The sequence below is a fragment of the Pseudomonas sp. B21-031 genome, assembly GCF_024748985.1.
Taxonomy (GTDB): domain Bacteria; phylum Pseudomonadota; class Gammaproteobacteria; order Pseudomonadales; family Pseudomonadaceae; genus Aquipseudomonas; species Aquipseudomonas kermanshahensis.
This window is the reverse complement of record NZ_CP087181.1, coordinates 3,748,715-3,770,248: the sequence shown is the minus strand read 5'-3', so window position 1 is coordinate 3,770,248 and position 21,534 is coordinate 3,748,715. Positions and strand designations below refer to the sequence as shown.

The window sequence follows — 21,534 nt, the reverse complement described above, 5'->3', positions numbered from 1 at the left end:
CATCACCTGGCAAGGAAATCCATCACATGGAAATGTGGGAACTGATTAAGCGCCTTCTTGGGGGTGCGACATCAAATCAAAGCTTTTCTCCAGCAATCGTCGCTGGCGCCTACTATCGCGAACTTAAGTCGGCCGGCGTAGCTCAGCTACCCCCTTCGGACCAGTTCTCTGAGTTCGCAGATTCGATTTCTCTTGAACTGGAAGCGATTGGCTTGATCGAAAACGCGGCTAATGCTCGCAACGGTCTGGCAATGCTGAACTGTAAGCGCCGCACGGCGTTCGGAGATGAGCTGTACGAATCTCTACAGGGGCGAAATGTGGTCGCGTTCTTTGAAGGGATGCATGCTGAGATCGATTCTGGAGAAATCCGTAGGCTGCTCCATCAGCTCGGGTAAATTCCTGATACAGCACGAAGCGGCACAGATGAACCCCGGCCATTGCGTCGGGGTTTTTTGTATCTGATCAGTGCGTTAAGCTCGGTATGGCCAAATGGCCTTAATGCAGAGGGACAAGCATGATCAGGAACGCGAGACTGGCTAAAGAGCTGCTCAGAATCATTGTCGATGAAGATAATGGAGGCGGGGGGCTTTATCGCAGCGAGATTCAAGCAGTATTCGCTGAGAAGTACCCCGGTGTTGAGCCAGGGCGCGAAGAGGCGGTGAATTACCACCTGCACATCTTGGAGACTGGCGGGTTTGTCAAAGTCACCCCTGACTTGGATGAGGACTTCGAGCTAGCCAACTTTGAGATGACTTGGGCTGGACATGACCTGCTAGATGCCAGCTGAGCAGATTTGCCAATAGGACCCCGCCATTGTGCGGGGTTTTTGTTTATGCGGATGACACGCCCAGGCAGCTGGGCTAAGTCGGTAGAGGCGTGGATCAAAGCCGTGCGCTCCCTGATCGACTACGCGATGAGAGTCTGGGGTACGTGACCCAGCGATCCAGACCATTAAGCCGGGAAGCACCGGCCCTCCGCACCAATTCCAAGCCTCGGCATTTGCCCGGGGCTTTTTCGTTTTCGGCTCCACCACACCCATCGCCCCGAGCTGGGAGTTCTGTTGGGGCCGAACCTATTCCGCTCCCCAAAAGGGAGGAATCGAGATGCCAAACATGCCCGAGAAGGACCCTGGCCTGTGGGCCGCAGTGATCGCTTGGGTGCTTGCCCATCAGCCTCAGTTGTATGCCGCTGGCCTGTCCGTCGCCATCGCCGTCCTGCGGGTGGTTTACGGTGGCGGCACCCGCCGACAGATGTTCTTGGAGGGTGCCTTGTGCGGCCTCATCACCTTGGCCCTGGTGCCGCTACTCGAATGGATGGGGCTGCCGCAGGGTATGGCCACATTCGCCGGCGGCATGGTCGGCTTCATGGGCGTGGAGAAGCTTCGCGGCTACTCCGACCTTTTCTTGTCTCGCAAAGCGCAGGGTTGATCATGAATATCGAAATCGGAAAGAAGGCTCTGATCACCACTGACAACTGGTTCTACGCGCCTGATGGACGTTCCTACCGAGCTGTCTTTGGCACCGTCCGTAGCGTCCGCGGCGATCAAGAAACTCTGGGAATTCGGACGAACGCCCGTTCCACGAATTGGTACGTTGAGATCGGCAACGTAACGCTGGCTGGCTGCCAGGTTCATTACGCCGTCCGCACAGACGCAGCAAATACGGGGACCGTGGAAGACTCGCGTGAAGAGTCTGGTCAAGTCCATGAGTTTGCTCGCGCCTCTTACATCTATGACGCTGACGCCGGAGCTAAAGCCCTGGCGTAGCGGCCTGATCGGAGGTTGCAATGCCGTGTGGTGGATGCGCCGACCGGCGCGAGTGGATCAATAAGTGGACCAAGGTGGCATATGAGCGAGCAGCAAACCTATTCGCAACAAATCGAGCAACTGAGCCCGAAGAAGGGCGACCTGTTGGTGGTCAGCGTTCCGTTCCCGATCAAGACGGAGGTGCGCGAGCGACTGACTCAGCACCTGGCAGGGACAGCTGATCGACTCAAGTGTGAGCTGATCGTGCTTGAGGCGGGCATCACCGCCCAACTGCAACCAAGCGTCAGTGACCTACTGGCCGAACAGCGGAAGCAGACCGCGCTTCTGGAGCAGATCGCAACCCAGAACCTGGCGCTGATCGAGGCGCTGGCGGACGGCGACGATGTTGATCCTGACGCTGAGCCAGGCACCTACCTGGATGGCACACCATGCCGCTGAGGCCACAGCGCCCATGCAGAGCCCAGGGTTGTCGGTCCCTGCACCGCAATGCCAATGGCTACTGCGACGGCCATGCAGAGGTGGCGGCAGAGCAGGCTAAGGCCTGGGCTACACGCAAGGGCTCAGGTCGTGGCGGCCGGCCATGGCGTCGGCTGCGTGACCGCATCCTCAAGCGTGATCAGCACCTGTGCCGGTGCGACGACTGCACCAGGCTGGGAAGGATTCGCGAGGCAGATGAAGTTGACCACATCGTCGCGCTGGCCCACGGCGGCACGGATGATGATCACAACCTGCGGGCGATCAATCGCGACTGCCACAAGGCCAAGACGCAGCGGGAGTCGAAAGCGATCAAAAAATGATCGAAAACGGCATAAATGAGACGAAATCTCATTTAAGGGGAGGGGGAGGGTCAAAAGTTCAGGCCCTTTCGCTCGGACACCGCGCCCCCAGCTTTTTTTCCACTTCCGCAAAATTCAGGTTTCCAAAATGGCCCGACCGCGCAAGCCGACGAATGTGCTTGAGCTGACGGGTGCGTTCAAGAAAGACCCCCAGCGGCGCCGCGAGGATGCTGAACCGGTGGGTGAGCTGACCGCCCCGCCGGCTCACATCAATGGAGCAGTGCTCCACGCCTGGAAGGAGATCGCCAAGTACGCGCCAAGGGATGTACTGACGAACTCCGACCGACTGACATTGGAGCTGGCCGCCAACCTGCTGGCCCAGTTCCGCAATGACCCACTCGATTTCCCTGCCGCCAAGCTGGTGCGGCTGGAGGCCATGCTCGGCAAGTTCGGCATGACCCCGGCCGACCGATCCAAGGTTGGTGGCGGTAAGAAGGACGCGCCGAAAGGCAATGCATTCGCGGAGCTGTGATGGCAAAGACGAAATTCCCGCTGATGAAGGCGGCTGAGAAGTACGCCAAGGATGTCGTCGCCGGGAAGATCCTCGTCTGCAAATGGATCAAGTTGCTGGCCCAGCGTCACCTCGACGACCTGGTGGCATCCAAAAGAAAGGACTTCCCGTACAAATTCGATCCCGCCAAGGCGGAGAAAGTCGCCAAGTTCCTGCAGCTTCTACCGCACACCAAGGGTAAATGGGGCGGCAAGAAGCAGCTTATCAAGCTGGAGCCATGGCAACTGTTCTCGGTTTGCGTGCCGTTTGGCTGGGTTCGCAAGAAGGATGGCACCCGGCGTTACCGGACGATCCTGGTGTTCGTACCCAGGAAGAATGGCAAATCGATCATCGGCGGTGGCGTTGGCCTCTACATGTTCGTTGCAGACGGAGAGTTCGGCGCCGAGGTCTACTCTGGCGCGACCACGGAGAAGCAGGCCTGGGAGGTGTTCAGGCCGGCCAAGCTGATGGTCGAACGAACCGACGACCTCCGGGAGCACTATGGCGTCGACGTGAACGCATCCAACATGGTCGTTCTGGCCGATGGATCGCGCTTCGAGCCTGTCATCGGCAAGCCAGGAGACGGGTCATCGCCGTCGTGTTCGGTGGTGGACGAATATCACGAACACCAAGACTCCACGCTGTACGACACGATGGAGACCGGGATGGGTGCCCGCGAGCAGCCCATCATGTTGGTGATCACCACGGCGGGTTCAAGTATTGGCGGCCCCTGCCACCAGCTGATCCGCGATTCAGAGCGAATGCTGGAAGGTGTGATCGACAGGCCGGACCTATGGCCGGCCCTCTACACCATCGATCAGGGCGACGACTGGACCAGCGAAATGGCGCTGCGCAAGGCGAATCCAAACTTTGGGATATCCGTCGCCGAGGACTTCCTGCTTGCCCGGCAGCGTGATGCGATGCAGTCGGCGACCAAGCAGGCCACCTTCCGTACAAAGCACCTGAACGAGTGGGTCGGTGCCAAGAATGCCTGGCTCAACATGCTGCGCTGGAAAGAGGCTCCGGCCAGGAAGAGCCTTGCGGAGCTGGAGGGGCGACCGTGCTACGGCAGTCTCGACCTGGCGAGCAAGATCGACATCGCCGCCAACCTGCTGATCTTCCCGCCGCATGGCGACGATCCGTTCTGGCACATCCACGCCAGGTACTACCTGCCAGAAGCGCGTGTGCTCGAGGAGCTGGACAGCAACACCGCGCGGTACCGCGAGTTCGATGCGCTGGGCCTGCTGACCCTGACTGACGGGGAGGTCACCGACTTCGAAGTCATCAAAGAGGACATGCGTGAGTTTGCCGGGCGCTTCGACATCCGGGCCTACGCCTACGACCCGTGGCAGGCCACGCAGTTGGCTCAGGAAATGGATGCCGAAGGTTTACCGATGGTGGAGCTACGCCAAACGGTGCAGAACCTGAGCGAACCCATGAAAGAGGTAGAGGCCCTGGTGCTGCAGCGAAAGCTGGCCCACGGCGATTGCCCTGTACTGACCTGGATGGCATCAAACGTCGTGGCAAAGCTTGACGTGAAGGACAACATCTACCCCAACAAGGAGCGCCCGGAGAACAAGATCGACGGCATGGTGAGCTTGATCACCGGCTGCGCTGTGGCCATCAAGCTCGGCATCGACGACTCCGGCCACTTCGATGACTTTCTTGCCAGCCCGATCGTGGTTGGCTAACGGGACGACCTATGAAAACTGGCCTGATCATCTTTCTGGTGCTTGCCGCCGGCGGCTTGCTGCTGGGCGTTGCTGGCGTATACGTGCTGGCCGGCCTCGGTTACGCGCTGCTGGCCGCTTCCGGTTCGCTACTGATCGCCGCGGGCTTCATTCGCAAGGGGTTGATCGGTGGCTAAATCACTAACGCAGATCCTCGGCCAGGCCTTGGTGAAGTCGGCCGAGCCGGGAGTAGCATCGAGCCTGGCGGGCTGGGCTGGCCGCAAGATTGGCCTGACCGACGCCGCGTTCTGGAACACCTTCTACGGAACCGACTCGGCGTCAGGGAAGGTGGTCAGCCAGCAGACGGCGCTCCAGCTCTCGACGGTATGGGCGTGCGTGCGACTGATCGCTGAGACCATCGCCACTCTGCCGATTGCCTTGTACGAGGACAAGAACGGCGCGCCGACGGTAGCCAGCTCTCACCCAGTAAACTTCGTGATCAGCCAGCAGCCCAACGCCGACCAGACCCCTGTCGAGTTCTGGGAGAACGTCATGGCGAGCCTGCTGCTCCAAGGTAACGCTTTCTGTGAGCCTCACCAGAGTGGCCGAACACTGACCAGCCTGGAGTTTCTACTGCCGCAGAACATGTCGCCACCGCGGCGCTTGGCGGACGGCTCCATCGAGTACCGCTACACCGACAACTTTGGCAAGCCTCACACGCTGACCGAGGATCAGATGGTGCACGTGCGGGCCTTCGGCGTAGACCCACTTTGCGGCCTATCGCCGCTGGCCTACGGGCGGCAGGTACTGGGCTCAGCCATGGCTGCTGATGAGTCGGCGGCCAAGATGTTTGCCAACGGCATGAAGCTGGGCGGCGTCCTGTCCACCGACCAGATCCTCAAGCCGGACCAGCGGAAGGACATCCGCGAGGACATGATCAAACAGTTCTCCGGCGCAACGAACCATGGCAAAACCATGGTCCTCGAGGCTGGCATGAAGTACCAACAGGTCTCCATGACGCCGGAGGATGCCCAGATGCTGCAGACCAGGGCGTTCAACGTCGAGGAGATTTGCCGCTGGTTCCGGGTGCCGCCGTGGATGGTCGGGCACACGCAGAACTCCACCAGCTGGGGCACTGGCATGGAGCAGCAGATGATCGGCTTCCTGTCGTTCACCCTGCTCCCCTGGATCAAGCGCATCGAGATGTGCGCCAACCGGCGTCTGCTTCGACCCGATGAGCGCCGTCGCTTCTACGTGAAGTTCAACCCGGAAGGGCTGCTTCGCATGGACAGTGCCGCACGGGCGGCCTTCTACAGCTCGATGACCCAGAACGGGATCTATACCCGGGACGACTGTCGGCGCAAAGAGAACTTGCCGCCGGAGGGTGGCAACGCGGCAAAGCTCACCGTGCAATCCAACATGCTGCCGATCGACAAGCTGGGCGAAGACCCCGGCGGCGCCAACCAGGCCAAGGCGGCGCTGCTCGACTGGCTCAACGACCAGCCAAGAGGTAACACCCCATGAGACACAAGGATCGACTGGCGGCGGTCAAGTACCGCTCCTTCGACTATGACGTAAAGGCTGTCGGTGAAGACGGCCTTTTTTCTGGCTACGGCTCGGTGTTCGGCGTGGTCGACAGCTACAACGAGGTCGTCGCGCCTGGCGCCTTCCTCGAATCGATCGAGGACGCCAGGGCCAAGGCACGAACCTTCCCAGTGCTCTGGCAGCACCGCACCGGCGAGCCTATCGGCAGCTGGGACATCGGCAGCATGAAGGAAGACGACCGAGGGTTGTTCGGCGCCGGCGAGCTCTGGCTGCAGGACGCCCCGTATGCGCGCATCGCGTACCGCGGAATGCAGACCCGCTCGATCACCGGTTTGTCGATTGGCTACTACGTCCGAGAGTCGAGCTTCGACGAGAAGACCCGGATCAGGACGTTGACCAAGCTGGACTTGATCGAGATCTCCATCGTCACGGTGCCGGCCAACGACGAAGCGCGAACCGACACCATCAAATCGAAGCTTGCCCACGGCGGCCTGCCTTCGATGCCGGAATTTGAGCTGCTCCTGCGCGAGGCAGGCTTCTCGAAAACTCAGTCCGCGGTGATTGCCAACCGCGGGTTGCAGCACCTGCTCCGGAGCGAGTCCGAGGGCGACCTGGCAGCAATCGAAATCGTCGAGGCGCTGAAGTCGCGCCCGGCACTTTCTCTCCCATCGTTTTGAGGATTCATCATGCATAACGCCATGAGCAACCAGGCTCGCTCCGAACATCGCCAGTTCCAGCGCAAGGAGCACGCCGAAGACAAGCTGCAACTGAAAGCGGTCAACGACCTGCTCGATGAGCGCGACAAAGAGATCAAGGCGTTCGCCGCCAAGGCCACTGAAGAAATCAAGTCGCACGGCACCATCCTGGCCGACACCAAGACCATCCTCGATGGCCTGGTGAAGGACGGCTTGGGCCTGCAGGACCGCCTGCAGGAGATCGAGCAGAAGATGGCCCGCCGCTTCTCCGCCAATGATCCGGTCGACTTCAAGTCGGCTGGCGAGGAGCTGACCGAATGCGATGACTTCAAGTCGCTGCAAACTCGCGGTCGCGGCATCGTTCGCGTAGGTCGCAAGGCCGTGACCAACATCACCAGCGCTACCACCGGTACCGGTGGCGTTGGCGTAGGCATCCAGCCGACCCGCGTGCCCGGCATCGTGGTGGGCCCCGAGCGTGAGTTCACCATTCGCGACCTGATCATGCCAGGCCGCACCGGCTCGAACGCGGTCGAGTTCGTGCAGGAAACCGGCTTCCAGAACATGGCCGCTCCTCAGGCGGGTGAGGGCGCCGCGAAGGCCCAGTCCGATCTGTCCTTCGGCCTGAAGACCACCAACGTCATCACCATTGCCCACTGGTTCCGCGCTTCCAAGCAGGTGCTGTCGGACATCCCGCTCCTCCAGAGCTACATCAACGGCCGAGCGATCTACGGCCTGAAGTACAAGGAAGAAGAGCAGTTGCTGGCCGGCGACGGCACCGGGCAAAACCTCCTGGGCCTGATCCCGCAGGCTACCGCGTTCAACGAGGCGCTGCGCAAGGCCGGCGACACCAAGATCGACACCCTGCGTCGCGCGATCCTGCAGGTCCGCATCGCCGAGTACCGCGCCTCGGCCATTGCCCTGAACCCCGTGGACTGGGCAGACATCGAGCTGACCAAGGACGCCAACGGCTCCTACATCTGGGTGAACGTCCAGGAAGGCGGCGTACAGCGCCTGTGGAAACTGCCCGTGGTGGACAGCAATGCAGTACCGGAAGGTGAGTTCCTGGTGGGTGCGATGAACATCGCCGCTCAGGTGTTCGATCGCGAGGAAGCGGCTGTCGAGGTCTCGACCGAAGACGGCGACAACTTCCGCACCAACATGGTGACCATCCGCGCCGAGGAGCGCCTGGCGCTGGCGGTCTACCGCCCAGAGTCGTTCGTTCACGGCGAGTTCGAAGCCACCCCGTAACCAGCCCAGGAGCGCGCCCGGGAAACCGGGCGTGACTGCATATGCCAGACGTCAAAGTCAAAACCATCAAGGGCTTCAACAACGGTGGCGCGTACGTCAAGCGCCACCAGGAGATTACCGTCGACGAGCTGCGCGCTCGAGACTTGCTACGCAATGGCCTGATCGAGGAATACGACGTGAAGCAAGCGAGCGAACCCGATAACAAAAAGGCGCCCGAGCCAGCCAACAAGGGCGGAAAGCCAGCAGTAGCGAAGCAGTCGAAGGAGTGATCCATGTCCGTCATTGCCATCGACATCGCCATGCACCATCTGCTGGCCGAGCCGGACGACCAGGTGTTGGTACAGGCGCAGCTTGACGCGGCAGAAGGGGCGGCGATGCAATTCCTCAATCGACGCTTCTATCTGGATCAGGTAGCGCTCGATCAGGCCCGTGCCGGCGTGCCGGCGTCGATGCGAGCGGCCAAAGAGGCGAATGCCGCCGCCGTGGCTGACGCCGAGGCCGAACCGGACCACGCGCTACGCTGCCGTCTGCTCGAGCATGCCCGGCAGGTACTGGCCGACGCCTACGACCAGGCCGACGCAATCGCCTATGGCATGGTGATCAATGCCCAGATCCAGGCGGCCTGCTTGCTCAAGCTGGGCCACTTGTTCGCCAACCGCGAGGATGTGGTCACCGGCACCATCGCCACCGAGCTGCCGCTGGCGTCCCAGCATTTGCTGATGCCGCACCGCATCCGGATGGGTGTGTGATGCAGGCCGGCAGGCTGCGCCACCGGATCGATATTCAGGACCTGGTGCCGGTGCGTGACCCGGTGACCCTGGAGTTTGGGGAGCCGGAATGGGTGACCCGTTGGGAAAAGTGCCCAGCCAGTGTCGAAGATCTGTCAGCCAGGGACTTCATCGCGGCTAAGGCCGGCCAGGCCCAGGCCACCAGCCGGATAGTTATACGGCACCGGCCTGGTGTACTGCCAACCATGCGCATCCTGTACCGGGGCGAGGTGTACAGCATTGTCGGCCCACCGCTGGCTGACGCCAAGTCCGGTCTCGACTACCTGACGATCTTGGTCGAGAAGGGGGTGAAGGATGGCTGATGGCGTCGAATTCAGCATTCTTGGCCTTGATAGTCTGCTGGGCAAACTGGAGGAGGTCAGCTTCGACGTTCGCCGCAAGGGCGGCAGGGCTGCGCTGCGCAAGGCTGCGCAGGTGGTGGTGCAAAAGGCCAAAGAGGGCGCCGAGCGCATCGACGACAAGGCCACGGGCCGATCGATCTCGGACAACATCTTATTGCGCTGGAACGGGCGATTGTTCAAGCGCACAGGCGACCTTGGCTTTCGTATAGGCGTGCTGCACGGCGCCGTGCTCAAGGATGGCGGAGACCTCAGTTCAAACGCTCCGACGCCGCACTGGCGCCTGATCGAGTTCGGTACCGAGAAGATGCCGGCCGCACCCTTCATGCGCCCGGCTCTGGCCGACAACATCAGCCAGGTGACCAATACCTTCGTCACTGAGTACGAGAAGGCAATCGACCGCGCCATCCGGCGGGCAGCGAAGAAGGCGGCATCCTCATGACACCACCGATCGTACAGGCCTGCTTGCAGAGTCCTGCCGTGACAGCGCTGCTCGGCACTGGTACTGGCATGCGCCTCTACTCTTTTGGGGAGGCGGAGCAGGGCGTGGCCAAGCCATATGCCGTCTGGCAGGTCGTCAGCGGCAGCCCCGAGAACTACTTGGCCGGCCGCCCGGATGCCGACAGCGTCACCCTGCAGGTCGACGTTTATGCCGCCACTGGCGATAAGGCGCGCCAGGTTAGAGACGCAATCCGTGATGCGATCGAACTGGATGCTTACGTCACTCGCTGGGGCGCCGAAGGCCGTGACCCCGAGACCAAGAACTTCCGAGCCAGCTTCGACGTGGACTGGTGGGTTACCCGCTGAAATGTCGATCTACCCAATGCCCGCCTAGTGCGGGCTTTTTTATTCCTGACTGGAGATAAACCATGTCGATGAAAGCCCAGGGCGCTCAGCTCTATGCTTTGGTGCGGCCTTTGAGTGGCACTGGCCCAAGGACCGTGATGGAGGTCGAGTGCCTCACCGCGTTCAACCCTGGCGGATCGCCGGCGGATCAGATTGACGATACCTGCCTGGCCGATACCGAGCGGAAGTACAAAAAGGGGCTTCGCACCCCGGGTCAGGCTACCGCCACCATCCTGGCTGATCCGCGCAATGCGAGCCACGTTCGCATGTTCCAGCTGTCTCAGGATGACGACGACGAGGACATTCTTTGGGCGCTCGGCTGGTCTGACGGCAAGGACATCGCCCCCACGGTCAACACTGCTGGCGATGACTTCGAGCTACCCGCTACGCGCACCTGGTGCCTGTTCGCCGGCTACGTCGCAGATTTCCCGTTCGACTTTGCCAGCAACACCTCGGTGAGCACTGCAGCAACCATTCAGCGCTCCGGCAAGCTCAGCTGGGTAATCAAGGAGTAACCCATGAAGTTGACACTCGACGCGCTCAAGGGCGTAGGCTCGTTCACTGGCCGGCCGGTGGAAAAGGAAATCAAGTGGCGCCAGGACGGTACGGATTACACCGCCACCGTTTACGTACGGCCGATGGGCTACCAGACGGCGGTGAGCGACGTGCTTTCGGCTACTGGCAGGCAGGACAGCATTGCTGGCCGTATTGCAGCGTCTATCTGCGACGAGCACGGCAACCCGGTGTTCAGCAGCCCGATGGACATCACTCACGGGCCGCTTGATCCGGTTGAGCTGGAGAAGGATCCGGAGAGCACCAAGCGCCTGGGTTCGCTTGACGGCGCCCTGTCCGTTGCCCTGCTCTTCGCCATCCAAGAGGTCAACGACCTGGGAAAGACGAAGAGCTCACCGAGCGAGACGAAGTCTGGCACGAACTCGTCCTCTCCGGCGTCGGGGGCTCGACGATCGCGCAAGCCAAGGAAAACCTGAGCCTCAGCGAGTTCAGGTCCTGGGTTAAGTACCGTAGGCGCCGCGGCTCGCTGCATCTCGGTATGCGGGTTGAGCGCTCGGTCGCCATGCTGGCGGCGCTGATGGCCAACCTGAACCGCAACCCGGAGAAGCGCCCGGCGCCCTACAGCTGGAAGGATTTCGCACTGCATGAGGACGAAGACGGGCCGATTTCCCTAGAGGAGGCCATGGCTTCCTGGGAGTAGTGGTTTTCGCTATTCGCCGGTGAGGTGTTAGATTGACCCATTTCAATCCAAGGGAGTGGCCATGGAATTTCTCACCGGCACCTACATATTGATCGCCGCAGCATCATTCTTTTTGTACATCATCCCTATGATGATTGCTTTTCATAGGCATCACGAAAATTACACTGTGATTTTCCTGGTTAATCTTCTGTTGGGGTGGACAGTAGTCGCGTGGGTTGTTTGCCTTATTTGGTCTTTCATTGGGAAGCCGAAATATTATGGTGAGTTCAAATCCTCCACGTTGCCGCGATCAAGGTATGAAGAGCTTGAAAAAATTTCGGAGCTTCGTTCTAGTGGTGTTCTAACTACAGAAGAATTCGAGCGAGAAAAGTCTCGAATACTAAAGTGATATCGAAACCCGCCAGTTGGCGGGTTTTTTAATGTCCGGAGAAAATGATGGCATCAAGATCTCTAGGCACTTTGACTCTTGATGTCATTGCGCAAGTCGGCGGCTTCGTTGCTGGCATGGATAAGGCAGAGCGCACCTCGGAGAAGTGGCGAAAGCAGGTTGAGAAAAACGCTAAGGCCGTAGGTACGGCCATCGGTGCAGGCCTAGCCACCGGCATCACCGCCATTACGGCGATGACTATTTCGGCTATCAACTCCGCTTCTGAAATAACTAATTTGGCCGCTGTGGCTAACGTCAGCACAACCGACTTCCAGAAGTTGGCAGTTGGGGCTAAGACCGTTGGAATAGAGCAAGATAAACTTTCCGACATTCTCAAAGATGTTAACGATAAAGTTGGTGATTTTCTAAACACCGGAGGCGGCGGAATGGCCGACTTCTTCGAACAGATCGCGCCGAAGGTAGGGGTCACTGCCGATCAATTCAGAAACCTCAGCGGTAGCCAGGCCTTGGGATTGTACGTTTCGAGCCTGGAGAAAGCGAAAGTCAGTCAGTCCGACATGACCTTTTACCTCGAAGCGATCGCCAGTGACGCGACCGCGCTGCTTCCGCTTCTGCGAAACAATTCAGAGGGATTCAAGCGATTCGGCGATGCCGCAGAGGCGGCAGGGTCGATCATGGATGAGAAGACCATACGTGCAGCTCAAGAGCTTCGCGCGGCCAACTGGTTGGTGGATCAGTCGGTAAGCGGCCTTTCCAATCAGATCACCAGCGCGATGTTGCCAACTCTGGCGAACTTTGCCACAAGGCTAAATGACGCCACTATCAATGGCGTGTTGGCCAAGCGTGTTTCTGATGACTTGGCTGCCAGCCTCCGAGCGCTTGGTAAGTTCGCAGTGGGCACCGTGGCGGGCATTCACTTACTTGGTGTTGGCCTGAAGACGCTTTCTGACGTTGACAACGCCATGGTCGGCGGAGATGACGCCAAGTGGTGGGATAAATACCTGCCACCGGTCAGGATCTACAACGCGTTCAAGAACGTCGACGCCATGGGCAAGACGATCAGCAATGCGAAGGCCCAAATGGGTGACCTTGCCGTTGGGTACGGCGACCTGATGGCTTCGTTTGATGAGGATCCTGGCCAAGGCCCAACGAATCAGGTCAAAGAACTGGCGGACCTGCTTGAGCAAATGCGGAAGGGTCAATCCGGCAGTTTCTCAGCGTTCACGCCCGCGCAGCAGGAGGCAGCGAAATCAGCTGAGGCTGCCGCGAAGAAACTTCAGGGTCAGTTCGATACGGCTGAGGAGGGCTACAAGCGGCAGATCGCGCTCATCAACACCGAGACCGACAAGCGCAAGGAGGCCACCGAGGTTGCCAAGCTTCAGTTTGAACTGGAGTCTGGAAACCTCACCGGGCTGAGCGCCAAGCAGCAGGAGCGCCTGAAGGGCCTGGCGGCCGAGCTTGATCAGTTGAAAAAGCTGAAACAGGCCAAGGAGGATGACAAGGCGGTCAGCGAGTTTGGCGCAAGCGTGAAGCGGCAACTGGACATTGACCAGCGCGCACTGGATGCGCCGCTGCTGAATGCCTACAGCAGCGACGAGATGAAACAGCGCGTGCTGGATCTGCTGGCGATCGAGCAGGACTATCAGGATCAGCTTGAGGATCTCCGCCAGCGGCATGAGGCCGGCGACGTTTCGGATTCGGCGTATGAGCGCGAGACGAAGATCCTCAACGATGCGCTCGAAGAGCGCCGGGCCATGCAGGAGAAGTACTACGAGGACATCGACAAGCTTCAGCTCAGCGGTACGGCCGGCTTCATAAGCGGCTTCGCCACCCAGGCCGAAGCGGCGATGGACCTTTACGGCAGCATGCAGCAGGTTGGCGCCGATACCCTGGCCAACCTGACAGATGCCGTTACCGAGTGGGCTGAGACCGGCAAACTCGACATCAAGGGTTTCGCCTCAACGTTCATTCAATCCATGGGCCATGCGCTGCTGTCCTTTGCCGCCGCGCAGGTGGCCATGGCCGCGCTGAACGCCTTCGTCTCCATGATCGGCGTTCCCTTCGTAGGTCCAGCCATTGCGCCTGGTGCTGCCATCGCTGCCGCCGGCGCCGCTGGCGTGCTGATGACCGCCGTGGGCGCTTCCCTCGACGGCCAGGCGCACGACGGCATCGATTACGTGCCGGCTGACGGCACCTGGAACTTGAAGAAGGGTGAGCGGGTAACCACGGCCGAGACCAGTGCCAAGCTGGATCGCACGCTGGATAGCGTGGCGAACAACTCCACTCAGCCCGGGGCGTTGAAGATCATCAACAACGGCCCGCCGGTGCGCGCCCGCCGGGAAATGTCCGAAGGCGAGCTGGCGGTGATCCTCGAAGCTGCTGAAGACAGAATCGCCAGCGGATTTGCCCGCGGTACCGGCAAGGTTAGCCGCGCCGCCGGTGCGGCCTACGGCCTGAGGAGGGACCCGAAATGACGGCGCTTGAAGTCGTTTATGCCTCGGGAGGCGATGACATTATCTCGACGCTGGAGATCTCCTGTCCGGCCTGGGCCAAGACGCTTTACCTGGTTCAGGACTTCGAAGATTTCAGGGCAACGACCGAGGCCGGCAAAACGGTCACGTTCCTGGCCTCGGCTATCGACGTGTCCCTCCCGGCCAAGGACAACACCGGCGCCCAGACGCTGACCTTCGTTATCGACAACGTGACCGGCGAGGCCCAGCAACTGCTGGACGCCTCGCTTGCGGCTGAGGCCAGGGTCACGATCGTTTACCGCGAGTACCTGTACAGCGTGCCGGGCGAGCCTGCCGACCGGCCGTACCGCATGACCTCGTTCGGCGGGACCATGGATGGTCCAACCATCCAGGTCGAGGCTGGCTATTACGACCTGATCAACATGATGTGGAACAGGTCCCGATACACCACCGACTTTGCCCCAGGGCTGACATACCTTTGAAAGGTGATACCCATGACTGAAGTTGTCTTGAAAAATCAATCTGGCGAAAGCCTGGGTGCCGCAGTGGCCGGGGGCGAACTCATCATCCATCTGGGCGGTGGGAAGGTTTTCTCGCACCTGGTGCAATCCGGCGCCGAGGCTGAGGTAATGGCTGACTTCAATCGGCTGATATCCGACCTTGATCGTCTCAGGGCTCTTGAGGTCAGCGTTCACCGGAAGGCTGAGATGATCAAGGGTCGCTGGTGGGATGTTTCTGATGAGACCGGTGTCGGCGGGGAGTTGCACGCATCAATCACCGAGCTGTTGCTCGAGCTTGAGGGCGAGAGCAAGGCTCGGCAGTTAGCCGAAGCAAAAGCTCTCGCTTGACCAGCTCCGTTACTCGCCGCGGATCTCCTTCAGGCGCTGTTCACCTGCCGGCATGATGTGCGGCCTGGCTATCCACCTGAATCGGTATCGGCCACTCGCAAAGCGGGTAACTATGAAGTTAGCCATTCCGGTCTTCGAAAGTGCATCGAGCGCTTCGAAGGTGGTGGACTCCTCAAGGTCCTTAAGATTCAGGCCGTTTTCAGCCTGCCTGGCTACTACCTGAAGCGCGTTATCTATATCCGATGCATATGTACTCAAATCAGACCTCCTAGGTCATTCGTTGCCAACGTTCGCGAGCGGTTCGCGGCTGCCCGCGTCTGAGCGGTAAATCCATCTTCATGCAGGCGTAACGCTACTACGTAGCAAGCGGCCTGCGTTACTGGCTTTTTGGCCAGCCAAGAGCACCCCATGTACGACAAATATTTCACCGCGACGTATGAAGACGGGGCGCGGGGCGAGGTCGTGGACGGACGATACCTGCTCGACTGCTGGGGCTTGGTCCTGGCTATCCGCGAAGAAGTGCTAAGCCTCCCGCCGTTGCCGTCCTTCGGCCCGATTGATCGCCGGGACCTTCGCTCATCCGCCAAAGCCTACGCCCAGTATTCCGACCTCATGCCAGTCGGCCCGCCGGTGCCTGGGGCAATCGCGGCCGTGATCCATGGCGGCCTGTGCACGCACGTCGGCGTGGTGGTTCCGATTGACGGCGAACTGCGGGTCTTCGAAATCAACCCCATTGCGGGGGTGACCAACATGCGCCTGATCGACTTCGAGCGGTCATATCCAAAGGTGAAATACCATCGTGATCGAGATCTTTCCGAGCAAGCTTGAAGGCGGGGCGCTTGAGCGCCATCCACTGGATCAGGTCACGACTCTGGAGGCTTGGCTGAAGGCCAAGGTGCGGAGTTATGAACCCCGGCCGGTGCCACCAATCAGCATCATGGTGAACGGCAGTTTGGTTGCGCCCGCCGCCTGGGCTGAAACCGAGGTTGGCCCAGGCGACCAGGTGTCGATCTACATCGAGCCGAAAGGCAGTGCTCTCAAGACCATCTTCAAGCCTGGCCCGCTGGCCAAGCTGTTTGGCCTGGGAAACCCATTCGACCCGGTGAAGCCGGCCACGCCAAGCACTCAAAATCGGACTTCCAAGGAGCTCAACCTTTCCACAGTGAAGGGCAACCAGCCCGCGCTGAACGATGTAATTCCGGAGCTGGCCGGGTACCCGAAGCGCTTCCCCGACATGCTTGTGCCGGTTCACCGGTACTTCGGAGATCCGACCGAGCAGTGGGCAGAGCTACTGCTGTGCATCGGCAAGGGCAAGTACCAGGTGCTGCCCAGCGATATTCTGGTCGGTGACACGACGATCGCCTCCTTGGGCGGCACGGCCAGTTACGCGGTGTATGGGCCGGGTGAGGACTTGGCCAGCGAGACGGCTGCCCAGTGGTGGCACAGTGCAACCGAGGTAGGGGCGACCAACACCGGCAATGCCGGCCTGACGCTGACCACCACGGTGGCGGTTCAGCAGCAGTTCTCTGGCAATGCGGTCCAGGCCAACGACTTTGTGCTCACCGTTCCTGAAGGTGCTGGGTGGTTCCCGGCGGGATGGACCAGCGGCATGATCGCCCGCATTGAGGTGCCGTACCCGTACACCTTCACCGCGCCCGCCGATGGCACCGCCACGGTGATCAGCGGTAAGTACCTGCCCATGTTGCAGCCTTTCGTGGGCATGAAGATCGAGATCGCCGGGGCCAACGCCGGCGATTACCTGGTGGCCACCTACGACCCTGACGTGCCTGGCACTCCGGAAGTTCCCGGTAGCCCGTCCATGGTGACTGGTAGCGCTGCGCCAAACCGCTTCAACTTCGATGTGGTGCCGCTCACCTTCACCGTTACCCGCGGTGCAAGCACGTACCCTGTAACGCTGAATGCCGACACCACTAATCTGGCGGGCCTGGTCTCAGCGGTAAACAGCGGGTTGGCTGGCACACCTCTGCTGGCCAGCGCTTCGTCCGGTCGCCTGCGGATCGCCGAGCAGGCAGCGCCATACAGCGGTGTTGCGCTGGGACTCACCGGCTCCACCTCAGATATTTTCGGGGCCAGCCCGGTTTTTGCCACCGGCACCAAGTCCGAAGCTGCCACCGATGGCCAGCTCGCCAAAATGACCCTGGCTTACGACGGCGGCGCGCCGGCGATTGGTCTGCAGGTTGGCGAGTTGCTCTCGACTATCGGTTATCGCGACCTACGCTACCGGATTACCGCCGTCTCCGACGACTCCGAGGAGGATGACGAGGACACGCCCGAGAACGAAGCGCATGGGCCGTCAGCCATTACCGTCACGCGGCTCACCGACACCGGCGCTGAAGATGACGACTGGGATGGCTTCGATCCGATCCAAAGCAATGACGTGAATATCGTCCTCGACGGTTCCACGACCGAAGGCGACTGGTCCGGCCCGATTGCTGCGCTGCCGGACGGGGAGGTTACCCGCCGCCTTGAGGTGGACTTCTTCTTCCCGCAAGGCCTGATCCGCTACACCGACAAGAACGGCAACCCCCGGCAGGTCAGCGTCAAGGTCGAGATCCAGTACCGCGATATCGCCACTGCCGGCGCTTGGACTTCCGTCACAACGACCTACACGGCGACATCGCCGGATCAGATGGGCTACACCCGGAAGATCTCGCTGCCGACCGTCATGCGTCCGGAAGTGCGCGTGCGTCGAATCGGTGAGGAGTCGACCAGCTCTAACAAGCAAGACCGCGTGCAGTGGTTTGGCTTGCGTGCCCGGATTGAGCGCGTGCCGCGCCGCTATGCCGACGTGACGGTCATGGTCGTCTACATCAAGGGCAGCAACCGGCTGTCGGCGCAATCTCAAACCATGGTGTCGGTTCGTCCTACCCGGGTGCTTCCAGTACGAAGCGGCGGTGCCTGGGCGGTCGAGACGCCGACTCGGGACATTGTGCCGTGGGTTGCCCATGTGGCCAGGACCATCGGCTACACCGACGACGACCTTGATCTGGTCGAACTGGACCGCCTGGATGCAATCTGGCGGGCCCGTGGCGACAAGTTTGATCTGGAGGTCAACGGGCAGGAGACGGTGCTTGAGGCATTGAACACGGTGCTGATGGCGGGCTTTGCTGAGCTGACGATTGACCGCGGGTTGATACGCCCAGTGCGCGACGAGCCGCGATCGGTGTACGAGCACATGTACACCCCGCAGAACATCATCGGCAACCTGACGCGCAAGTTCACGACAGTGCGGCCTGACGACTACGACGGTGTCGATGTCGAGTACATCGACGAAAGCACCTGGCAGAAGGAGACGGTTAAGTGTCGGTTGGCCGGCGACGTAGGGGCCAAAACAGAAAAGATCACGCTGCAAGGGGTGATCAACAGGGACAGGGCCTGGCGGATCGGCATCCGGCAACGCCGCCGTTACAAGTACCAGCGCCATGGCTACAGCTTCACCACCGAGCTGGATGCGATGAATAGCCGGTACAAGAGCTACTGCGCTGCCGCGGATGACATCCCGGGTTATGGACAGAGCTCTGTGCTCATCGACTTCCAGGTAGGAAACAGCCTGACCTTGCTGGAGAGCTCGGAACCGCTCACCTGGGAGGAAGGCGCCGGCCACGTTGTTGGCTTGCGCAAGCCGGACGGCACGCTCAGTGGCCCATGGCCGGCCACCCGAGTCGATGACACGCGGCTGACGGTGCCCGGGTTGGACTTTGAGCCCGACCTGAGTTGGGACATTGAGCCACCGTACCTGCTGTTCGGCACAACCACCAGGTGGTGCTACCCAATCCTGATTGGCTCGATCGCTCCAAAGGACTTCACGAGCGATGTTGAGGCCGTGAACTACGACGTGCGCGTGTACGCCGACGATGACAACTTCGCACCACCACGGGGATCAACTTGATGCTCTCTTTACCTGACGGCCTGCCGTTGCCGCTGCGCGAGGGCTACGGCTTCTCAGCTGTGAGCCCGATTGTCAGGACGACCATGGCCAGCGGCCGCGCACGGCAGCGCCGCCGTTTCCGCAGTGTTCCCACGATGGTCAGCGTTTCCTGGCTGCTCACCGCCGCGCAGGCCCGCCTGTTTGAAGGCTGGTGCAAGTGGGGGATCGGGTATGCGGACTGGTTCCTCTGCCCGATCAAAAGCCCGCTTGGAATTAAGCCGACACGGGCCAGGTTCACCGACATTTACCAAGGGCCTGAGCTGGTGGGCGTCGACTTGTGGCGCTACACCGCAGAGCTTGAGCTTTTTGAGCTGCCAGTGGTGGACGAGGCTGAATTCACTTCTCTGCTGGCCGGCATGCCGATCACGGTAATGACCGCCCAGCTGCGCGCGCTACTTGAGCGTTGGTACACCCGATCATGGCCCGGCGCGCCGGCCACCTAATTCCCTGCCCACTTCGGTGGGCTTTTTTTTGCCTGGAGTAAACATGAGCGGAGCAGAAGATCTCGCACGCTTGAAGGTCACCATTGATAAAACCAACGAGCTACTGCTGTCTCCGGACGTCAAGATGATGGACGTTGGCGGCGGTGTAATCCGGCCAACCAATGCGATGGTGATGACGAACCTAGCCACACTTCTTGGCGGGGCGATGCCTTATGCATCGGTCGAGCTGGGCTTGGTCGGGACTGCCGATGGCACGAACTTCAGCGTGCTTTCGAGCGCTGACGATGAGTATGTGAACGTTTACCGTAATGTGTCCGGGGCTGCGGTGTTCGTTGAAACCTACCCGAATGCCAAGAAGGTCAAGCAGGTGCAGGACAGCACCCAGTTCGCTGTCGAGACAGCACCACCCCGCAACATGTCGGAAACACACCCCTGGGCCCTCACTGACGAGCTGCTTCGGGTAATCCTTGGGGTGAGAACCGACGGTGTCGTCGATGCGATCCTCGACCGGCTGCCCGGCCTGTCGCTGGTCGGTGACTTCGCCTGGGCGCTCTGTGACCAGAACGACACCGTTATCCTGGGTATTAAATGGAGCGGTGAGGTTGTGTTCTATCAGCCTCCAGCCAGCGCAGCCAGTTACATGGCATGGGTTGAAGGGCCGTCAGGCCAGCGCGATGTGTGGGTTTTGGTGAGCGGGGTTCCATACCAGCTCACTTCCAGCGGCGACAACACTGACCCTGATTTGCAGTCTGGTACTGTCAGCTTCCTACGGCGCTTCAACTCCGTGAGCATCCAATCTGTGGATCTCCCTATCGCGGGGGCAGTGGCGCCTTATGTAAAGAAAATTCTGCACATCCTTTTCAACGGCCAGTCCCTGATGCGCGGTATCGGCTCGGGCACCCCGGTTACTGTTCAGCCACCAGCTGCTAACCGGCTGTTCACACTAAATGATGGGGTGCAACTTACTGATGAAACGGGGACCTTGTCTTCGGCGATGGTGGCTCCGTTCAAGCCGCTGGCTGCCAAGGCCTTGGAGTCGCCTGCGCTGCAGGCTGCTGCGAACATCAATCGTCTGCGTGGCCTCCCTTCAGATGTAGGGTTGCTCACCAGCGACCACTCCCGCGGCGCCCAAGGCATCATCTCGCTGAACAAGGGCACCATCCCTTACAACAACAGCATCACCGCAGCCACGGCAGCGAAGGCCGAGGCCGATCGCCTTGGCTACGGGTACGAGATTCCGTTTGTTGGCTGGAACCAGGGGCAACATGACGGCGGCATGGCCGCCGGGGTGTACATCGGTCACTTGCTGCAACTTCAAACCGACTATGACGCCGATCTGCGGGCAGTATCCGGGCAGCTGAACACCATCCCGATGCTGTTGACCCAGATGAGCAACTGGACAGCGCCGGCGTACAACCGGTCCTTCAGCAACATTCCGCATGAGCAACTGCAGGCGGCGCTGGAGAACCCCGAGAAGTTTGTGATGGCGGGGCCGCAGTACTGGTTGCCGAGCAACACGGACGGTATCCATCTGCCTGCAAGTTCCTACGCGCGAGACGGGGTGATGGTAGCCAGGGCAGCGCGCGCGATAATAAACAAGCGTATCTGGCTCCCGCTGCACTGTCTGGCGGCCAAGCGCTCCGGCGTAACGGTCGACCTGCGTTTCCACGTTCCGACGGGTCCGTTGGTTATCGACACCGTTAACGTGCTGGACCCTGGCTTCTACGGGCTTCGCTGGGTCGACAGCACCTCAAGCGCGACGGTGACGAAGGTCGAGAAGACTGGCTTCGATACCTTGCGCCTCACCCTGAGCAACGAGCCAACCGGTACCGGGCAGATGGTTGGTATCGCCGACATCGGGGTCGCAGGAAGTCGCGCTGGCCCGACCACCGGCGCCCGGACCTGTATCCGGGACAGCGCGCCCGATCTCGATGCTGCTGGTATCCCAGTTTACAACTGGGCCTGCCACCAACGAATTCAAGTCACCAACTGATGGAGTGC

29 protein-coding genes are annotated in these 21,534 nt (G+C 60.5%); 28 read left to right on the top strand and 1 reads right to left on the bottom strand.

Annotated features, from left to right (window positions below):
• The first annotated feature begins 26 nt into the window (after positions 1–26).
• The 24 genes from LOY53_RS16675 to LOY53_RS16560 all read left to right on the top strand — a co-directional run bounded on the left by LOY53_RS16675 (position 27) and on the right by LOY53_RS16560 (position 15,141).
• Positions 27–395 (top strand): hypothetical protein, encoded by a 369-nt coding sequence (locus tag LOY53_RS16675; protein WP_258703009.1) that lies wholly within the window; start codon positions 27–29, stop codon positions 393–395.
• 119 nt (positions 396–514) lie between these two features.
• Positions 515–787, top strand: a complete 273-nt coding sequence (locus LOY53_RS16670; protein WP_258703008.1) for a DUF2513 domain-containing protein — start codon at positions 515–517, stop codon at positions 785–787.
• 316 nt (positions 788–1,103) lie between these two features.
• On the top strand, positions 1,104–1,427 hold the full coding sequence (locus LOY53_RS16665; protein ID WP_108191429.1) for a phage holin, lambda family: 324 nt from the start codon (positions 1,104–1,106) through the stop codon (positions 1,425–1,427).
• A gap of 2 nt (positions 1,428–1,429) precedes the next feature.
• Complete coding sequence (locus LOY53_RS16660; protein WP_258703007.1) at positions 1,430–1,765, top strand: hypothetical protein; 336 nt, start codon at positions 1,430–1,432, stop codon at positions 1,763–1,765.
• A gap of 81 nt (positions 1,766–1,846) precedes the next feature.
• Positions 1,847–2,203 carry a hypothetical protein gene (locus LOY53_RS26715; protein WP_309475929.1) on the top strand — a complete coding sequence of 119 codons (357 nt, stop codon included), beginning with the start codon at positions 1,847–1,849 and terminating at the stop codon, positions 2,201–2,203.
• Complete coding sequence (locus LOY53_RS16650; RefSeq protein ID WP_258703006.1) at positions 2,194–2,562, top strand: HNH endonuclease; 369 nt, start codon at positions 2,194–2,196, stop codon at positions 2,560–2,562. Before LOY53_RS26715 ends, LOY53_RS16650 begins: the two co-directional genes overlap by 10 nt.
• A gap of 127 nt (positions 2,563–2,689) precedes the next feature.
• Positions 2,690–3,073 (top strand): hypothetical protein, encoded by a 384-nt coding sequence (locus LOY53_RS16645; RefSeq protein WP_019438292.1) that lies wholly within the window; start codon positions 2,690–2,692, stop codon positions 3,071–3,073.
• Entirely contained in the window at positions 3,073–4,782 is a 1,710-nt protein-coding gene (locus LOY53_RS16640; RefSeq protein ID WP_258703005.1) for a terminase large subunit, read from the top strand. Before LOY53_RS16645 ends, LOY53_RS16640 begins: the two co-directional genes overlap by 1 nt.
• 11 nt (positions 4,783–4,793) lie before the next feature.
• Positions 4,794–4,958 (top strand): hypothetical protein, encoded by a 165-nt coding sequence (locus tag LOY53_RS16635; protein WP_075044692.1) that lies wholly within the window; start codon positions 4,794–4,796, stop codon positions 4,956–4,958.
• Entirely contained in the window at positions 4,951–6,285 is a 1,335-nt protein-coding gene (locus LOY53_RS16630; RefSeq protein ID WP_252825492.1) for a phage portal protein, read from the top strand. The genes LOY53_RS16635 and LOY53_RS16630 overlap by 8 nt, the downstream gene beginning before the upstream one ends.
• On the top strand, positions 6,282–6,983 hold the full coding sequence (locus LOY53_RS16625) for an HK97 family phage prohead protease (RefSeq protein ID WP_019752319.1): 702 nt from the start codon (positions 6,282–6,284) through the stop codon (positions 6,981–6,983). Before LOY53_RS16630 ends, LOY53_RS16625 begins: the two co-directional genes overlap by 4 nt.
• Before the next feature lie 9 nt (positions 6,984–6,992).
• Positions 6,993–8,249 carry a phage major capsid protein gene (locus tag LOY53_RS16620; protein WP_019752318.1) on the top strand — a complete coding sequence of 419 codons (1,257 nt, stop codon included), beginning with the start codon at positions 6,993–6,995 and terminating at the stop codon, positions 8,247–8,249.
• Positions 8,250–8,290: 41 nt separating this feature from the next.
• Positions 8,291–8,518: a hypothetical protein gene (locus LOY53_RS16615; RefSeq protein ID WP_258703004.1), complete on the top strand. Its 228-nt coding sequence runs from the start codon at positions 8,291–8,293 to the stop codon at positions 8,516–8,518.
• Between the two features lie 3 nt (positions 8,519–8,521).
• The gene (locus tag LOY53_RS16610; protein ID WP_258703003.1) at positions 8,522–8,998 is read left to right on the top strand and encodes a head-tail connector protein; all 477 of its coding nucleotides are present in this window, start codon (positions 8,522–8,524) and stop codon (positions 8,996–8,998) included.
• Complete coding sequence (locus tag LOY53_RS16605) at positions 8,998–9,339, top strand: phage head closure protein (protein WP_252825488.1); 342 nt, start codon at positions 8,998–9,000, stop codon at positions 9,337–9,339. The genes LOY53_RS16610 and LOY53_RS16605 overlap by 1 nt, the downstream gene beginning before the upstream one ends.
• Entirely contained in the window at positions 9,332–9,817 is a 486-nt protein-coding gene (locus tag LOY53_RS16600; protein ID WP_258703002.1) for an HK97-gp10 family putative phage morphogenesis protein, read from the top strand. Before LOY53_RS16605 ends, LOY53_RS16600 begins: the two co-directional genes overlap by 8 nt.
• Entirely contained in the window at positions 9,814–10,182 is a 369-nt protein-coding gene (locus LOY53_RS16595; RefSeq protein ID WP_258703001.1) for a DUF3168 domain-containing protein, read from the top strand. Before LOY53_RS16600 ends, LOY53_RS16595 begins: the two co-directional genes overlap by 4 nt.
• A gap of 62 nt (positions 10,183–10,244) precedes the next feature.
• The gene (locus tag LOY53_RS16590) at positions 10,245–10,736 is read left to right on the top strand and encodes a phage tail tube protein (protein WP_060538367.1); all 492 of its coding nucleotides are present in this window, start codon (positions 10,245–10,247) and stop codon (positions 10,734–10,736) included.
• Positions 10,737–10,739: 3 nt separating this feature from the next.
• On the top strand, positions 10,740–11,210 hold the full coding sequence (locus LOY53_RS16585; protein ID WP_172233624.1) for a phage tail assembly chaperone family protein, TAC: 471 nt from the start codon (positions 10,740–10,742) through the stop codon (positions 11,208–11,210).
• A 62-nt stretch (positions 11,211–11,272) separates the two neighbouring features.
• Complete coding sequence (locus LOY53_RS16580; RefSeq protein WP_252825484.1) at positions 11,273–11,434, top strand: hypothetical protein; 162 nt, start codon at positions 11,273–11,275, stop codon at positions 11,432–11,434.
• 61 nt (positions 11,435–11,495) lie between these two features.
• The gene (locus tag LOY53_RS16575) at positions 11,496–11,822 is read left to right on the top strand and encodes a superinfection immunity protein (protein WP_258703000.1); all 327 of its coding nucleotides are present in this window, start codon (positions 11,496–11,498) and stop codon (positions 11,820–11,822) included.
• Positions 11,823–11,869: 47 nt separating this feature from the next.
• On the top strand, positions 11,870–14,296 hold the full coding sequence (locus tag LOY53_RS16570; protein WP_258702999.1) for a phage tail tape measure C-terminal domain-containing protein: 2,427 nt from the start codon (positions 11,870–11,872) through the stop codon (positions 14,294–14,296).
• Positions 14,293–14,775, top strand: a complete 483-nt coding sequence (locus tag LOY53_RS16565) for a DUF1833 domain-containing protein (RefSeq protein ID WP_258702998.1) — start codon at positions 14,293–14,295, stop codon at positions 14,773–14,775. Before LOY53_RS16570 ends, LOY53_RS16565 begins: the two co-directional genes overlap by 4 nt.
• 12 nt (positions 14,776–14,787) lie before the next feature.
• Positions 14,788–15,141 (top strand): hypothetical protein, encoded by a 354-nt coding sequence (locus LOY53_RS16560; protein ID WP_258702997.1) that lies wholly within the window; start codon positions 14,788–14,790, stop codon positions 15,139–15,141.
• Between the two features lie 9 nt (positions 15,142–15,150).
• On the opposite strand, the gene LOY53_RS16555 is transcribed toward LOY53_RS16560, so the two are convergent.
• Complete coding sequence (locus LOY53_RS16555) at positions 15,151–15,399, bottom strand: hypothetical protein (RefSeq protein ID WP_258702996.1); 249 nt, start codon at positions 15,397–15,399, stop codon at positions 15,151–15,153.
• 150 nt (positions 15,400–15,549) lie between these two features.
• Between LOY53_RS16555 and LOY53_RS16550 the strand changes: the two genes are divergently transcribed.
• The 4 genes from LOY53_RS16550 to LOY53_RS16535 are packed head-to-tail and all read left to right on the top strand — an operon-like array spanning position 15,550 to position 21,526.
• The gene (locus LOY53_RS16550; protein WP_258702995.1) at positions 15,550–15,969 is read left to right on the top strand and encodes a hypothetical protein; all 420 of its coding nucleotides are present in this window, start codon (positions 15,550–15,552) and stop codon (positions 15,967–15,969) included.
• Positions 15,941–19,051, top strand: a complete 3,111-nt coding sequence (locus LOY53_RS16545) for a host specificity factor TipJ family phage tail protein (RefSeq protein ID WP_258702994.1) — start codon at positions 15,941–15,943, stop codon at positions 19,049–19,051. The genes LOY53_RS16550 and LOY53_RS16545 overlap by 29 nt, the downstream gene beginning before the upstream one ends.
• A complete protein-coding gene (locus LOY53_RS16540; protein WP_258702993.1) occupies positions 19,051–19,533 on the top strand; it encodes a hypothetical protein in 483 nt (160 codons plus the stop codon). Before LOY53_RS16545 ends, LOY53_RS16540 begins: the two co-directional genes overlap by 1 nt.
• Before the next feature lie 43 nt (positions 19,534–19,576).
• Positions 19,577–21,526: a hypothetical protein gene (locus LOY53_RS16535; RefSeq protein WP_258702992.1), complete on the top strand. Its 1,950-nt coding sequence runs from the start codon at positions 19,577–19,579 to the stop codon at positions 21,524–21,526.
• Positions 21,527–21,534 lie beyond the last annotated feature (8 nt).

Excerpts from the sequence above, each read along its gene's own strand:
- LOY53_RS16675 (WP_258703009.1), top strand. The coding sequence starts at position 27 with ATGGAAATGTGGGAACTGATTAAGCGCCTTCTTGGGGGTGCGACATCA.
- LOY53_RS16670 (WP_258703008.1), top strand. The coding sequence starts at position 515 with ATGATCAGGAACGCGAGACTGGCTAAAGAGCTGCTCAGAATCATTGTC.
- LOY53_RS16665 (WP_108191429.1), top strand. The coding sequence starts at position 1,104 with ATGCCAAACATGCCCGAGAAGGACCCTGGCCTGTGGGCCGCAGTGATC.
- LOY53_RS16660 (WP_258703007.1), top strand. The coding sequence starts at position 1,430 with ATGAATATCGAAATCGGAAAGAAGGCTCTGATCACCACTGACAACTGG.
- LOY53_RS26715 (WP_309475929.1), top strand. The coding sequence starts at position 1,847 with ATGAGCGAGCAGCAAACCTATTCGCAACAAATCGAGCAACTGAGCCCG.
- LOY53_RS16650 (WP_258703006.1), top strand. The coding sequence starts at position 2,194 with ATGCCGCTGAGGCCACAGCGCCCATGCAGAGCCCAGGGTTGTCGGTCC.
- LOY53_RS16645 (WP_019438292.1), top strand. The coding sequence starts at position 2,690 with ATGGCCCGACCGCGCAAGCCGACGAATGTGCTTGAGCTGACGGGTGCG.
- LOY53_RS16640 (WP_258703005.1), top strand. The coding sequence starts at position 3,073 with ATGGCAAAGACGAAATTCCCGCTGATGAAGGCGGCTGAGAAGTACGCC.
- LOY53_RS16635 (WP_075044692.1), top strand. The coding sequence starts at position 4,794 with ATGAAAACTGGCCTGATCATCTTTCTGGTGCTTGCCGCCGGCGGCTTG.
- LOY53_RS16625 (WP_019752319.1), top strand. The coding sequence starts at position 6,282 with ATGAGACACAAGGATCGACTGGCGGCGGTCAAGTACCGCTCCTTCGAC.
- LOY53_RS16620 (WP_019752318.1), top strand. The coding sequence starts at position 6,993 with ATGCATAACGCCATGAGCAACCAGGCTCGCTCCGAACATCGCCAGTTC.
- LOY53_RS16615 (WP_258703004.1), top strand. The coding sequence starts at position 8,291 with ATGCCAGACGTCAAAGTCAAAACCATCAAGGGCTTCAACAACGGTGGC.
- LOY53_RS16610 (WP_258703003.1), top strand. The coding sequence starts at position 8,522 with ATGTCCGTCATTGCCATCGACATCGCCATGCACCATCTGCTGGCCGAG.
- LOY53_RS16605 (WP_252825488.1), top strand. The coding sequence starts at position 8,998 with ATGCAGGCCGGCAGGCTGCGCCACCGGATCGATATTCAGGACCTGGTG.
- LOY53_RS16600 (WP_258703002.1), top strand. The coding sequence starts at position 9,332 with ATGGCTGATGGCGTCGAATTCAGCATTCTTGGCCTTGATAGTCTGCTG.
- LOY53_RS16595 (WP_258703001.1), top strand. The coding sequence starts at position 9,814 with ATGACACCACCGATCGTACAGGCCTGCTTGCAGAGTCCTGCCGTGACA.
- LOY53_RS16590 (WP_060538367.1), top strand. The coding sequence starts at position 10,245 with ATGTCGATGAAAGCCCAGGGCGCTCAGCTCTATGCTTTGGTGCGGCCT.
- LOY53_RS16585 (WP_172233624.1), top strand. The coding sequence starts at position 10,740 with ATGAAGTTGACACTCGACGCGCTCAAGGGCGTAGGCTCGTTCACTGGC.
- LOY53_RS16580 (WP_252825484.1), top strand. The coding sequence starts at position 11,273 with ATGCGGGTTGAGCGCTCGGTCGCCATGCTGGCGGCGCTGATGGCCAAC.
- LOY53_RS16575 (WP_258703000.1), top strand. The coding sequence starts at position 11,496 with ATGGAATTTCTCACCGGCACCTACATATTGATCGCCGCAGCATCATTC.
- LOY53_RS16570 (WP_258702999.1), top strand. The coding sequence starts at position 11,870 with ATGGCATCAAGATCTCTAGGCACTTTGACTCTTGATGTCATTGCGCAA.
- LOY53_RS16565 (WP_258702998.1), top strand. The coding sequence starts at position 14,293 with ATGACGGCGCTTGAAGTCGTTTATGCCTCGGGAGGCGATGACATTATC.
- LOY53_RS16560 (WP_258702997.1), top strand. The coding sequence starts at position 14,788 with ATGACTGAAGTTGTCTTGAAAAATCAATCTGGCGAAAGCCTGGGTGCC.
- LOY53_RS16550 (WP_258702995.1), top strand. The coding sequence starts at position 15,550 with ATGTACGACAAATATTTCACCGCGACGTATGAAGACGGGGCGCGGGGC.
- LOY53_RS16540 (WP_258702993.1), top strand. The coding sequence starts at position 19,051 with ATGCTCTCTTTACCTGACGGCCTGCCGTTGCCGCTGCGCGAGGGCTAC.
- LOY53_RS16535 (WP_258702992.1), top strand. The coding sequence starts at position 19,577 with ATGAGCGGAGCAGAAGATCTCGCACGCTTGAAGGTCACCATTGATAAA.